The 12,175-nt window shown below is 69.7% G+C and carries 9 protein-coding genes; 4 read left to right on the plus strand and 5 right to left on the minus strand.

Annotated features, from left to right (window positions below):
• The 4 genes from J8M50_RS13480 to J8M50_RS13495 all read right to left on the minus strand — a co-directional run bounded on the left by J8M50_RS13480 (position 1) and on the right by J8M50_RS13495 (position 4,726).
• Positions 1–1,659, minus strand: a complete 1,659-nt coding sequence (locus J8M50_RS13480) for an alkaline phosphatase D family protein (protein WP_010350387.1) — start codon at positions 1,657–1,659, stop codon at positions 1–3.
• Positions 1,660–1,751: 92 nt separating this feature from the next.
• Positions 1,752–2,561: a thioredoxin domain-containing protein gene (locus tag J8M50_RS13485; RefSeq protein ID WP_010350386.1), complete on the minus strand. Its 810-nt coding sequence runs from the start codon at positions 2,559–2,561 to the stop codon at positions 1,752–1,754.
• Positions 2,562–2,619: 58 nt separating this feature from the next.
• Entirely contained in the window at positions 2,620–3,312 is a 693-nt protein-coding gene (locus J8M50_RS13490) for a hypothetical protein (RefSeq protein WP_075825242.1), read from the minus strand.
• 88 nt (positions 3,313–3,400) lie between these two features.
• Positions 3,401–4,726: a DUF2252 domain-containing protein gene (locus J8M50_RS13495; protein ID WP_010359756.1), complete on the minus strand. Its 1,326-nt coding sequence runs from the start codon at positions 4,724–4,726 to the stop codon at positions 3,401–3,403.
• Between the two features lie 197 nt (positions 4,727–4,923).
• Here J8M50_RS13495 and dnaE point away from each other — a divergent pair, with 197 nt between their 5' ends.
• Complete coding sequence (gene dnaE / locus J8M50_RS13500) at positions 4,924–8,463, plus strand: DNA polymerase III subunit alpha (RefSeq protein ID WP_223786208.1); 3,540 nt, start codon at positions 4,924–4,926, stop codon at positions 8,461–8,463.
• 99 nt (positions 8,464–8,562) lie between these two features.
• On the opposite strand, the gene J8M50_RS13505 is transcribed toward dnaE, so the two are convergent.
• Positions 8,563–8,736, minus strand: coding sequence for a hypothetical protein (locus J8M50_RS13505; RefSeq protein ID WP_010359754.1), 174 nt, complete (start codon positions 8,734–8,736; stop codon positions 8,563–8,565).
• Positions 8,737–8,959: 223 nt separating this feature from the next.
• On the opposite strand from J8M50_RS13505, the gene J8M50_RS13510 reads away from it, so the two are divergent.
• The 3 genes from J8M50_RS13510 to J8M50_RS13520 all read left to right on the plus strand — a co-directional run bounded on the left by J8M50_RS13510 (position 8,960) and on the right by J8M50_RS13520 (position 12,140).
• The gene (locus J8M50_RS13510) at positions 8,960–10,150 is read left to right on the plus strand and encodes an NYN domain-containing protein (protein WP_010359753.1); all 1,191 of its coding nucleotides are present in this window, start codon (positions 8,960–8,962) and stop codon (positions 10,148–10,150) included.
• Between the two features lie 96 nt (positions 10,151–10,246).
• Positions 10,247–11,221, plus strand: coding sequence for an ABC transporter ATP-binding protein (locus J8M50_RS13515; RefSeq protein WP_029184585.1), 975 nt, complete (start codon positions 10,247–10,249; stop codon positions 11,219–11,221).
• A gap of 97 nt (positions 11,222–11,318) precedes the next feature.
• The gene (locus J8M50_RS13520) at positions 11,319–12,140 is read left to right on the plus strand and encodes an ABC transporter permease (protein WP_010359751.1); all 822 of its coding nucleotides are present in this window, start codon (positions 11,319–11,321) and stop codon (positions 12,138–12,140) included.
• The last annotated feature ends 35 nt before the right edge of the window (positions 12,141–12,175 follow it).

Here is a 12,175-nt window from a genome sequence, read left to right on the forward strand (position 1 = left end):
TTACACGGGGTCGTAGGTCCGCTCGACCTTCTGGGTCCCGGCGAGCGTCCGGTAGGACCGCGACCACGACGACGTCGCGTTCTGCTTCGTCTTGTCGGAGAGCGTGTAGTAGTCCATCTGCGCGCGGGCGGGCGTGATGTCGAGTACGCCGTACCCGTGGCGGTCGGTGTCGATCCACTGGACGTGTCGGTTGGCGGCGCGGATCACCGGCGAGGCCAGGGCGGAGATGACGCCCTCGGGGGCGTTCGTGAGGTCGTCGAGGTTGTCGGAGGTGATCGACGTGACGACGAACTCGGTGGCGGCGGACGGGGAGAGGGGGTAGGTGCCGGCGTCCACGGGGACGTCGTTCGCCCACGCCATGTGGATGTCGCCGGTGAGGAAGACCGTGTTGGAGATCGCGTTCGACCTCAGGTGGGCCAGCAGTTCGCGCCGGTCGTCGGTGTAGCCGTCCCACTGGTCGGTGTTGAGGGCGATGCCCTCCTCGGGCAGGCCGAGCAGCTTGGCCAGCGGCTTGAAGATGTCGGCGGCCAGGGAGCCGATCGCGAACGGCGAGATCATCACCGAGTTCCCGACGAGCTTCCAGGTCGTGTCGGAGGACTTCAGCCCCGCCTTCAGCCAGTCCAGTTGGGCGCGGCCGGTGATGGTGCGCTCGGGGTCGTCCACCGAACCGTTGCCGGTCTTGACCTGCTGCGAGCGGAAGGACCGCAGGTCGAGCAGCGAGAGGTCGGCGAGCTTCCCGAACCGCAGCCGCCGGTAGGTCGTACCGGCGAGGGCGGGCCGTACCGGCATCCACTCGAAGTACGCCTGCTTTGCGGCGGCCTGCCGGGCCGTCCAGGTGCCCTCGGCGCCCTCGGTGTGGTTCTCGGCGCCGCCGGACCAGGAGTCGTTGGCGAACTCGTGGTCGTCCCAGATCGCGACGACCGGCGCCTTGGCGTGCAGCGCCTGGAGGTCGCCGTCCGTCTTGTAGTTGCCGTGCCGGGCGCGGTAGTCGGCGAGGGTGATGATCTCGTGGGTGGGGACGTGCGGGCGGATCACCTTGCCCCGGGTGCCGTACTGGCCGGTGCCGTACTCGTAGATGTAGTCGCCGAGGTGCAGCCAGGCGTCCAGGTCATTGCGGGCGGCGAGGTGGCGGTACGACGCGAAGTACCCGGCCTCCCAGTTCGCGCAGGAGACCACGCCGAAGCGCAGGCCTGCGACGGACGCGTCCGCCGCCGGGGCCGTACGCGTGCGCGCGACGGGGGAGAGGGTGGTGCCCGCCGAGAAGCGGAACCAGTAGTCGGTCGCCGGGGCGAGGCCGCGGACGTCCGCCTTGACGGTGTGGTCGGAGGCGGCGGTCGCGGTGACGGTGCCGCGCGCGGCGATGTCCGTGAGGGCCTTGTCGCGGGCTATCACCCACTCCACCTCGGTGTCCGGGCCGAGCCCCGAGCCGGGGAGCGCCTCGGCGGTGGGGGTCACCCGGGTCCACAGGAGGACGCCGTCGGCGAGGGGGTCGCCGGAGGCGAGGCCGTGCAGGAAGGCCGGGGTGGTTTCGGAGGCGGCGCGCGCGGGCAGGGCGGCGGCCAGCGGTCCGGCCAGGACGGCGGTCGCCGCCGCGGCCTTGACGACCGTACGGCGGCGCGGGGTGAGGGATGTGTGAGTGGCTCTCTGCGGTGTGGTCACGAACCCTCAGGTTACTGATCAGTATGAACGGGGGCGGGCGAACTCGTGAAGTCCGCCCGCCAGTTGTTCACCTGGTCGGCTTCAGGAGGGGTTCAGCCCTTGATCGCCGCGTCGACGACCTTGTTGAAGTCGTCCACCGTCAGCATCGGCTTCCCGTCGTTGAGCTGCTTGCCGTCCATGACGAAGGCGGGTGTCCCCTGCACGCCTTCCTTGTTGTCGTCGAACGTCTTGGACATGGCCATCGCCCAGGCGTCGTACGTGCCCTTCTTGACGGCGTCCTGGAACTTCGCGTTGCCCTTGAGCGCGGGGACCGTGTCGGCTATCTCGATGAGGTAGCTGTCCTTCTTGAACTTGTCGCTCGACTCGTCCGGGTGCCACTTCGTCGAGTACATCGCGGTCTTGTACTCCAGGAACGCCTCGGGGCTGACGTTCAGCGCCGCGCCGAGCGCGCTCAGCGCGTTCTTGGAACCCTCACCGTTGTCCTTGTTGTCGATGAAGGTCGCGCCGCTGTACTGGAACTTGAACTTCCCGTCGTCGATGTCCTTCTTCACGGTCGTCCCGACGGTTTGCTCGAACTGGGCGCAGATCGGGCAGCGCGGGTCCTCGTAGATCTTGAGGGTCTTCTTCGCGGTGTCCTTGCCGATGACGACGGTCGTGCCGTCCGTGCCCGTCGTGTTGGCCGGGGCGACGACCGTGTCGTCCTTCACGGCCTCCCAGTGGCCGGGCTTGTTGGCCTGGATCACCGCGTAGCTGATCCCGCCGGCCGCCGCGAGCACCGCCAGCGCCGAGGCGGCGACGATGACCTGCCGCTTGACCTTGTCCTTCTTCGCCTGCCGCGCGCGCTCCTCGCGCAGCCGCTCGCGCGCCGCGCTCTTCGCCGCCTGACTGTTGCGCTTGCTCATGTCGGTGTTCTCCCTGAAAGCGTGTGAAAAGAGGGGGGTGTCGCGTCGCGTGCCTGTTTCAGGCGCAGGCGGCGAGCGGCGGACCCCTGCGTCCCAGGGAGTGGACGAGGAGCAGGTCGCGGACGGCGGCCGTACGGCGCGTCGCGCGCGGGAGGCGGCCGGTGGCGCCGGTCTCGGGGCGCGGCCGGTGCGTCACGGCGGCCACCGCGAGCAGCAGCGGCCGGAACGTCGTCACCGCGGCGGCCCCCAGCAGCTGGGCCAGGGCCCGCTCGCCCCGGCGCAGCCAGGCGGCGGCGACCAGGCCGACGCTGACGTGCGCCGCGAGCAGCCCCCACGCCGTCGCCGGGTCGGCGTGCGCGAGCAGCGCCGGGACCTGGCCGGACTGGGCGACGCGGGCGAGGGGGGTGCCGAACGCGGTGCCGTCGCCGCACAGGACGTTCCAGCCGACCGAGCGCAGCGGGCCGGTGACCGGGCCGCCGGCCGGGCCGTAGCAGACGTGCTGACCGGTCGTGAAGACCGTGTCGGCCGCCAGCTCCAGCGGGACCAGCAGCGCGGCGATCCGGGTGTAGCCGCGTTCGCGGCCCGCGAGGAGGTAGGCGAGCGCGAACACGGCCGCCGCGATCAGCGCGACCGTGTTCAGCGGCAGGGGGGCCCGGGACAGCAGGACGTGCGACGCGGTGCTGAGCGTCACGACGAGTGCCGTGAACAGCGCCGCGCGAACGGCTCTGAGTCGGGTCCCGGATATGTTCATAACACCGGCAGTGTGACACGGTCCGCCGTAAGACACCCCTAAAAACTGCCTGTGAGAGGCCCCGGGGCGGCTGTGCGTGACCCGTGCGTCACAGACCCGGTATCCGGCCGTTGCGGAACAGGTCGACGAAGGTCTGGTGGTCCTGGCGCGCGCGGGCGCCGTACGTGTGCGCGAAGTCCACCAGGAGCGGCGCGAGGCCCTCCTCGTCGGCCGCGAGCGCCGCGTCGATGGCGCGCTCCGTGGAGAACGGCACCAGCGACTCGCCCGAGGTGTCGTCCGCCGCCGCGTGCATCGTCGCCGTCGCCCGGCCGAGGTCCGCGACGACCGCCGCGATCTCCTCGGGGTCGTCGATGTCGCCCCAGTCCAGGTCCACCGCGTACGGCGACACCTCGGCGACCAGCTGGCCCGCGCCGTCCAGCTCGGTCCAGCCCAGCCACGGGTCCGCGTGCGCCTGGAGGGCGCGCTGGGAGATGACCGTGCGGTGGCCCTCGTGCTGGAAGTAGTCCCGGATCGCGCGGTCCGTGATGTGCCGGGAGACGGCCGGGGTCTGGGCCTGCTTGATGTAGATCACGACGTCGTTCTCCAGGGCGTCGCTGTGCCCCTCCAGCAGGATGTTGTACGAGGGCAGCCCGGCCGACCCGATGCCGATGCCCCGGCGGCCGACGACGTCCTTGACGCGGTACGAGTCCGGGCGGGCCAGCGAGGAGTCCGGGAGGGTCTCCAGGTAGCCGTCGAACGCGGCCAGCACCTTGTAGCGCGTCGCCGCGTCCAGCTCGATGGAGCCGCCGCCCGGTGCGAAGCGGCGCTCGAAGTCACGGATCTCCGTCATCGACTCCAGCAGGCTGAAGCGGGTCAGCGAGCGGGCGTCCCTGAGGGCGTCCAGGAGCGGGCCCTCGGCGGTGTCCAGCGTGAACGGCGGGACCTCGTCGCTCTTCGCGCCCGTCGCCAGCGCGTGGATGCGCTCGCGGTACGCGCCCGCGTAGACGCCGACCAGCTCGCCGATCTGCTCGTCGCTCAGCGCCTTCGCGTACCCGATGAGGGCGATGGAGGCGGCGAAGCGCTTGAGGTCCCAGGTGAAGGGGCCGACGTACGCCTCGTCGAAGTCGTTGACGTTGAAGATCAGGCGGCCCGTCGCGTCCATGTACGTGCCGAAGTTCTCCGCGTGCAGGTCGCCGTGGATCCATACGCGCGCGGTGCGGTCGTCCAGGTAGGGGCCGCCATGCTTCTCTGCGTCCAGGTCGTGGTAGAAGAGAGCGGCCGTCCCCCGGTAGAACGCGAACGCGGAAGCCGCCATCTTGCGGAACTTCACGCGGAACGCGGCCGGGTCGGCGGCCAGGAGCTCGCCGAACGCGGTGTCGAAAACGGCGAGGATCTCCTCGCCGCGCTGCTCGTCGTTGAGCCGGTTGACCGACATCGCCGGGTGCCTCCTGGTGCGTACGTGTTCGACAGTGTTTCTGCCGACTCCAACGGACGGGTCCTTCGATTGGTGCCCGCCAGTGAAGGTACGCGGGGGAGACCTTCGCGTGTCAGTGCCGAGGCATAGACTTCACGCCGACCCCCAGACCACTCCGCAGTCCTGTCGTCACCCGTTTCCCTGTAGGAGGCCAAGCCGTGTCAAAGCCGCCGTTCACGCACCTGCACGTCCACACCCAGTACTCGCTGCTGGACGGTGCCGCGCGGCTCAAGGACATGTTCGACGCGTGCAACGAGATGGGCATGACCCACATCGCGATGTCCGACCACGGCAACCTCCACGGGGCGTACGACTTCTTCCACTCCGCGAAGAAAGCAGGGGTCACCCCGATCATCGGGATCGAGGCGTACGTCGCGCCCGAGTCCCGGCGCAACAAGCGCAAGATCCAGTGGGGTCAGCCGCACCAGAAGCGGGACGACGTCTCCGGTTCCGGTGGTTACACCCACAAAACGATGTGGGCCGTGAACTCGACCGGCCTGCACAACCTCTTCCGGCTCTCCTCGGACGCGTACGCCGAGGGCTGGCTCCAGAAGTGGCCCCGGATGGACAAGGAGACGATCTCCCAGTGGTCCGAGGGGATCGTCGCCTCCACCGGCTGCCCCTCCGGCGAGCTCCAGACCCGGCTGCGCCTCGGCCAGTACGACGAGGCCCTCAAGGCGGCGGCCGACTACCAGGACATCTTCGGCAAGGACCGCTACTTCCTGGAGCTGATGGACCACGGCATCGAGATCGAGCACCGGGTCCGCGACGGCCTCCTGGAGATCGGCAAGAAGCTCGGCATCCCGCCCCTGGTGACGAACGACTCGCACTACACGTACGCGCACGAGTCGGTCGCCCACGACGCGCTGCTGTGCATCCAGACCGGCAAGAACCTCTCCGACCCGGACCGCTTCAAGTTCGACGGCACCGGCTACTACCTGAAGTCCACGGACGAGATGTACGCCATCGACTCCTCGGACGCCTGGCAGGAGGGCTGCGCCAACACCCTCCTGATCGCCGAGATGGTCGACACGGACGGCATGTTCGTCGAGAAGAACCTCATGCCGAAGTTCGACATCCCCGAGGGGTACACGGAGGTCTCCTGGTTCCGCGAGGAGACCATGCGCGGCATGAACCGCCGTTTCCCCGGCGGCATCCCGGACGACCGCATGAAGCAGGTCGAGTACGAGATGGACACCATCATCTCGATGGGCTTCCCGGGCTACTTCCTCGTCGTCGCCGACTTCATCATGTGGGCCAAGAAGCAGGGCATCGCGGTCGGCCCCGGCCGAGGCTCCGCGGCCGGTTCGATCGTCGCGTACGCCATGGGCATCACCGACCTCGACCCCATCCCGCACGGCCTGATCTTCGAGCGGTTCCTCAACCCCGAGCGCATCTCCATGCCGGATGTCGACATCGACTTCGACGAGCGCAGGCGCGTCGAGGTGATCCGGTACGTGACGGAGAAGTACGGCTCCGACAAGGTCGCCATGATCGGCACCTACGGCAAGATCAAGGCCAAGAACGCCATCAAGGACTCCGCGCGCGTGCTGGGCTACCCGTACGCGATGGGCGACCGCCTCACCAAGGCCATGCCCGCCGACGTCCTCGGCAAGGGCATCGACCTCGACGGCATCACCAACCCCGCCCACCCGCGCTACAACGAGGCGGGCGAGATCCGGGGGATGTACGAGAACGAGCCGGACGTCAAGAAGGTCATCGACACCGCCAAGGGCGTCGAGGGCCTCGTACGGCAGATGGGCGTGCACGCCGCCGGCGTCATCATGTCCAGCGAGCCCATCGTCGACCACGCGCCGATCTGGGTGCGGCACACCGACGGGGTGACCATCACCCAGTGGGACTACCCGCAGTGCGAGTCGCTCGGCCTGCTGAAGATGGACTTCCTCGGCCTGCGCAACCTGACGATCATGGACGACGCCGTCAAGATGGTGAAGTCCAACAAGGGCGTCGAACTCGACCTGCTGGCCCTGCCGCTCGACGACCCGAAGACCTTCGAACTCCTCCAGCGCGGCGACACGCTCGGCGTGTTCCAGTTCGACGGCGGGCCCATGCGGTCGCTGCTGCGGCTGATGAAGCCCGACAACTTCGAAGACATCTCCGCCGTCTCCGCGCTCTACCGTCCCGGCCCGATGGGCATGGACTCGCACACGAACTACGCGCTGCGCAAGAACAAGCTCCAGGAGATCACCCCGATCCACAAGGAGCTCGAAGAGCCCCTCGAAGAGGTCCTCGCCGTCACCTACGGCCTGATCGTCTACCAGGAGCAGGTGCAGAAGGCCGCGCAGATCATCGCCGGGTACTCGCTCGGCGAGGCCGACATCCTGCGCCGCGTGATGGGCAAGAAGAAGCCCGAAGAACTGGCGAAGAACTTCACGATCTTCCAGGCGGGCGCGAAGAAGAACGGCTACAGCGACGAGGCGATCCAGGCGCTGTGGGACGTGCTGGTGCCGTTCGCCGGGTACGCGTTCAACAAGGCGCACTCCGCCGCGTACGGGCTCGTCTCCTACTGGACCGCCTACCTCAAGGCCAACTACCCCGCCGAGTACATGGCCGGGCTGCTGACCTCCGTCAAGGACGACAAGGACAAGTCGGCCGTCTACCTCAACGAATGCCGGCGCATGGGCATCAAGGTGCTGCCGCCGGACGTCAACGAGTCGGTGCACAACTTCGCCGCGCAGGGCGACGATGTGATCCTCTTCGGGCTCGAAGCGGTCCGCAACGTCGGCACGAACGTCGTCGAGTCGATCATCCGCAGCCGCAAGGCCAAGGGGAAGTACGGGTCCTTCCCCGACTACCTCGACAAGGTCGAGGCCGTCGCCTGCAACAAGCGGACCACCGAGTCGCTGATCAAGGCCGGGGCGTTCGACTCCCTCGGGCACACGCGCAAGGGGCTCACCGCGCACTTCGACACGATGATCGACTACGTGGTCGCGGTGAAGCGCAAGGAGGCCGAGGGGCAGTTCGACCTGTTCGGGGGGATGGGGGAGGAGGACAGCGACGAGCCCGGGTTCGGGCTGGACGTCGAGTTCACCACCGACGAGTGGGAGAAGACGTATCTGCTCGCGCAGGAGCGGGAGATGCTCGGGCTGTACGTCTCCGACCATCCCCTGTTCGGGCTTGAGCACGTGCTGTCCGACAAGGCCGACGCCGGGATCTCGCAGCTCACGGGGGGTGAGCACGCGGACGGGGCCGTCGTGACCATCGGGGGGATCATCTCCGGGCTCCAGCGGAAGATGACCAAGCAGGGCAACGCGTGGGCCATCGCGACGGTCGAGGATCTCGCCGGGTCCATCGAGTGCATGTTCTTCCCGGCGACGTACCAGCTGATCTCCACGCAGCTCGTCGAGGACGCGGTCGTGTTCGTCAAGGGCCGCCTCGACAAGCGGGAGGACGTGCCGCGGCTCGTCGCGATGGAGCTGGCCGTGCCGGACCTGTCCAACGCGGGGACCAACGCGCCGGTGATCCTGACGATCCCGGCGACCCGGGTGACGCCGCCGATGGTGAGCCGGCTGAACGAGATCCTCACGCATCATCGGGGGGACAGCGAGGTGCGGATCCGGTTGCAGGGGCCGACGAAGACGACGATCCTGCGGTTGGACCGACACCGGGTGAAGCCGGACCCGGCGTTGTTCGGTGACCTGAAGGTGCTGCTGGGACCGGCGTGCCTGGCCGGGTGAGGTAGTGATGACGTAGATGAGGGGCGCATCCCGAACGGGGTGCGCCCCTCATCGCGCTACTGCCTCTTGCGTGCCGCAGGCGTTGCTTCAGGTGTCGCCTCAGTTGTGGCCGAAGCGGCGTTCGCGGTGTTTGCGGGCCATGTCCATCGGGCTTGCCGTGGTGGCTCGTTTCGCTTCGGCCTGCATCGCGGTCTGGTCGGCCTGCTGCTGGCCTCGTTCCGCCTGGGACGACTGGGATGCCTGGGCGCGGTTCTGTTTCTTGTTCTTGGCCATGGGGATCTGCCTCCTGGGATGGTTAGGGGCTAGGGCCTGGTTCAGACTCACACGGCTGGAGATAAGCCGCATTTCGGATCATTGCCCTGTGTGACCAAGGGGGCGGAGGGGGCAATGTCCCCAAACGCCACGCCGAAGATCGAGTTCCGGCCGTTAACCCCCGCGAGGTCGGGCAGACTCCAAGGAAGCCCGAAGCACAACTCCCGGGAAGAGGGTGAGTCGCGTGGACCGCTGCATCGTCCTGGTGGACGCCGGGTATCTGCTGGGGGCCGCCGCCAGTCTCCTCGCCGGCGATCCCTCGCGCTCCCGTATCAGCGTCGACCACAGTGCGCTCGTACAGGGCCTGCGAGAACAGGCGGAGTCCGACACGGAACGGCCGCTGCTGCGGATCTACTGGTTCGACGGCGCCCCCGACCGCGTCCCCCAGCCCGAGCACCGCAGGCTGCGCGTGATGCCCCGGGTCACCGTCCGGCTCGGCGCGCTGACCCGCAGCGACGGACGCTGGGCGCAGAAGGGCGTCGACGCGGCGATGCACGCCGAGCTGACCGAGCTGGCCCGCAACCGCGCCTGTTCGGACGTCGTGCTGGTGACCGGCGACGGCGATCTGCTGCCGGGGATGATGGCCGCGAAGGAGCACGGCGTCGCCGTACACCTGTGGGCCGTCCAGGCCGCCGACGGGGACTACAACCAGTCGGAGGACCTCGTCGCGGAGGCGGACGAGCGGCGGGTGCTCGACCGGACGTGGATCACGAAGGCCGTCCGCGCGAAGGAGCACGGCGGGGTGTGCGCGCCGCAGCCCGTGCCGCGCCCGGAGATCGCGGCGATCCTCGGCGCACCCCTGCCGGACGCGCCGCGTCCCCCCGAGCCCGAGCCGCACGAGCACGCGTCGGCCGACGGCAACGGCATCTCGGAGCGCGCCTCCGCACACAAGGGCATCCCCACCCCGAAGGACCTCGCCGCCCTGCGCGCCTCCGGCGAGAAGCCGCTTCCCGCCCCGGCCGCGACCCTGCGCTGGTCCTCCGACAAGGGCTGGGTCGACCGGCCCGCCGCCGAAGCCCCCGAGGCCGCCGCGATGCCGACGCTCGCGCAGCTCACCACCGCCGAACAGCGCTGGGCGGACCGCGAGGAGGACATCACGACCGTCGGCGGCGACCCGTACGAGGTCGGGCAGGTGTTCGCGCGGCGCTGGATCGCCCGTCTCGGTGACCAGAGTCACCTCCCGAAACTGTCCGGAATGTATCCCCGCGTCCCCCACCGCATCGACGGCGAGCTGCTGCGCTACGCCGCCCGCTTCGGGCTCCTCGCGCACAAGGACGACCAGATCGACGAGCACGACCGGTACGCGATCCGGGCCGGATTCTGGCGTGAGATCGACGCCAGGACCGGCGTCGAGCACCAGCCGGCCGCCGACTGAGCGACGACCCGGACAAGGGAGGGGCCCGCCGACCCCGTACGCTCTCCCCTTGTGAGTACGCGCGCGACACCGGCAGTCCGGCACACCGAGGACGTCGTGTGTGCCGTGCGCGGGCTGACCAAGACCTACCGGGCGGTGCGCGGCAGACGCGGCGCTCCCGGGACGCCCGAGGTGCGGGCCACGGACGACGTGAGCCTCGACATCCGGCGCGGTGAGATCTTCGGACTGCTCGGGCCCAACGGCGCCGGGAAGTCCACCCTCGTACGGCAGCTCACCGGGCTGATGCGGCCCGACTCCGGCAGCGTCGAGATCCTCGGGCACGACATCGTGCGCCATCCCGAACGGGCGTCGCGGCTCCTCGCGTACCTCGGACAGGAGTCCACCGCGCTCGACGAACTCACCGTCTCCCTCGCCGCCGAGACCACCGCGCGGCTGCGCGGGCTCGACGTGCACGCGGCGCGCGCCGAGCGGGACGCGGTCCTCGACGAGCTGGGGCTCACGGCGCTGGCCGGGCGGCCGTTGCGCAAGCTGTCCGGGGGGCAGCGGCGGCTCGCCTGTTTCGCCACCGCGCTCGTGGGGGAGCGGCGGCTGCTCGTCCTCGACGAACCCACCACCGGCATGGATCCCGTCGCCCGGCGCGCCGTCTGGTCCGCCGTCGACCGGCGGCGGGCCGAGCGGGGGACGACCGTGCTGCTCGTCACGCACAACGTCATCGAGGCGGAGACCGTCCTCGACCGGGTCGCCGTCCTCGACCGGGGGCGCGTCATCGCCTGCGACACGCCGACCGGGCTGAAGGAGCAGGTCGCCGGGGAGGTGCGGGTCGATCTCGTGTGGCGGGAGAAGGCGCCGCTGGACGTTCCCGAGGTGGCGGCGCTGCGGGAGCGGGCGGTCGAGTCGGGGCGGCGGTGGACGCTGCGGCTCGCGCCGGAGGAGGCGCGGGCCGTCGTGTCGACCGTGACCGGCGGGGCTGCGTTCGCCGCGCTCGACGATTTCACGCTGGCCACGCCGAGCCTTGAGGACGTGTACCTCGCGCTCGGGGGGAATTTCCGGCAGGGGTTGGTGAAGGCATGAAGGGCCCTTTTGGCGTCCTGTGTGACGGGATGAGTTTTTCGGGCGCCGGATCCGTACGGGACGGGGTCGGGGCCCCGGAGAAGAGGAGCAGCGCCACGTGAGTGTCGTACCCGCCGGGGTTCTGCCGGGGAGTGTGCGGGGGGCCGAGCCGGGGAAGCGCGAGCCCGCCGAGCTCGGGCCGCGCGCCCGGCTGTGGCCGTCCCTCGCCGCCGTCTACCGCGCGCAGCTCTCGCGTGCGCGGGTGGCCCGGATTCCGCTGCTCTTCGTCGCGACGTTCCAGTCCGTCGGGATTCTCATCATGATGCGGGGGGTCGTCGACGGGGGGAGCGAGGCCGAGGCCGTCGTCGCCGGGTCCGCCGTCCTCGTCGTCGCCTTCGTCGCGCTGAACCTTCTCGCGCAGTACTTCGGGCAGTTGCGGGCCAGCGGGGGGCTCGATCACTACGCGACGCTTCCTGTGCCGCCCGCCGCTGTCGTGCTGGGGGCCGCCGGGGCGTACGCGTCGTTCACCGTGCCGGGGACGGTGATCACGGCTGTTTTCGGGTGCGTGCTCTTCGGGCTGCCGCTGACCCATCTCTGGATCCTGCTCGCCGTGATTCCTCTGGCGGGGGCCGCGTTGTCCGGGCTGGGGGCGGCGCTGGGTCTGTTGGCGCCTCGGCCTGAACTGGCGACCGTGATGGGGCAGTTGGGGATGTCCGCCGCGCTGTTGTTGGGGGTGCTGCCGCCGGACCGGATGCCGGAGGTGGTGCGGTTCGCCCGGGATCTGCTGCCGTCGACGTACGGGGTGGAGGCGATGGCGCGGACGTTCGCCGCGCGGCCCGACTGGGGGTACGTGCTGGGGGATCTTGCGGTGTGCGCGGGGGTGGGGGTCGTGTCGTTGGCGGTGGCTACCTGGGCTTATCGGAGGGCTGCGGTTCGGTGAGGTCGAGGGGTGCCGGGGTGGTGCGGTTCTGCGGG

Source organism: Streptomyces acidiscabies, from assembly GCF_020010905.1.
In the GTDB taxonomy this organism is placed as follows: domain Bacteria; phylum Actinomycetota; class Actinomycetes; order Streptomycetales; family Streptomycetaceae; genus Streptomyces; species Streptomyces acidiscabies.

Excerpts from the sequence above, each read along its gene's own strand:
- J8M50_RS13485 (WP_010350386.1), bottom strand. The coding sequence starts at position 2,561 with ATGAGCAAGCGCAACAGTCAGGCGGCGAAGAGCGCGGCGCGCGAGCGG.
- J8M50_RS13490 (WP_075825242.1), bottom strand. The coding sequence starts at position 3,312 with ATGAACATATCCGGGACCCGACTCAGAGCCGTTCGCGCGGCGCTGTTC.
- J8M50_RS13495 (WP_010359756.1), bottom strand. The coding sequence starts at position 4,726 with ATGTCGGTCAACCGGCTCAACGACGAGCAGCGCGGCGAGGAGATCCTC.
- J8M50_RS13505 (WP_010359754.1), bottom strand. The coding sequence starts at position 8,736 with ATGGCCAAGAACAAGAAACAGAACCGCGCCCAGGCATCCCAGTCGTCC.